At 62.1% G+C, this 940-nt stretch carries 2 pseudogenes; both read right to left on the bottom strand.

Annotated elements, in window-relative coordinates:
* Window positions 1–138 precede the first annotated feature (138 nt).
* Window positions 139–740, bottom strand: a pseudogene (locus MPC4_RS18155) (IS5 family transposase); the annotation flags it as partial.
* Between the two features lie 74 nt (window positions 741–814).
* A pseudogene (locus MPC4_RS21420) lies at window positions 815–940 on the bottom strand (hypothetical protein); the annotation flags it as partial.

The raw sequence follows: 940 nt of genomic DNA, 5'->3' as shown, positions 1-940 counted from the left end.
AAGCGCCCGCTTTGGCGTTGGCCGCGCGCGCACAGCCGCAAGCGGCCGTCTCCGGAAGGCCTGGCGACGATGAAGGCTGGCGCGCGACAGCCCCAGCGCTGTGCAGGCGGCTGCGATCAAGCCGCTGGCGTCGAGCGGATAGGGCGTCCGCCGCGAGGCGGTCGATGGAACGACTGCCTTGACCTTTCTTTGTTTGAGCCATTTGCGCAGGCTGTCGGCGTCGTAGGCTTTGTCGGCCAACAGCCGCTTTGGTCGGGCGACAGCTGCAAGCAGCGGAATGGCCATAGAGATGTCGGCGACGTTTCCCGGCGTCAGCGCAAAGGCGACCGGTCTGCCGCGATCATCGGCCAAAGCATGGATTTTGCTCGTTCTTCCGCCGCGCGAACGGCCAATCGCCTCGGCGAACTCCCCCTTTTTGAACCGCTCGCCGAGCGATGCGCCTTGACGTGGCTTGAGTCGATGGAAAGTTCGTCCGGCACGGGACCGACGGCCGCCATTTTCTCGAATATACGCTGCCAGACGCGGCGCTGCGACCAACGATTATAACGATTGTAGATAGTCGTTGGCGGCCCATAGGCTGGTGGAACGTCGCGCCAGCGGCATCCTGTTTTCAACACATGCAGGATGCCTGAAATGACGGTCCGATCGTCCACCCGCGGCTTTCCCGGCTTGCCGCGCGGCAGATGCGGCTCCAGCGCCTCCCATGCCGAATCCGACAGCCAAAACAAACTCTTCGCCATGACATTCGCCCCCCGCGACTCAAATCAGGGCAAAAAGATATCATAGAATCAGTATGATGTATGGGTTCTCAACCTAGCCACGATGTGAAGTGCTTTGCGCTCGGCCACGCCGCCAGGTTGGTCCCGCATTCCCCGACCAGCTTGAGCGCAAGGTACGACCCCAGACCGTGAATCTGAGTGAGGTCCACGCCCAGGATCGC

Origin of the sequence: Methylocella tundrae (assembly GCF_901905185.1) — a bacterium.
Classification (GTDB): Bacteria; Pseudomonadota; Alphaproteobacteria; order Rhizobiales; family Beijerinckiaceae; genus Methylocapsa; species Methylocapsa tundrae.
The sequence above is the reverse complement of the archived record's forward strand: the minus strand, read 5'-3'. Positions and strand labels throughout refer to the sequence as shown.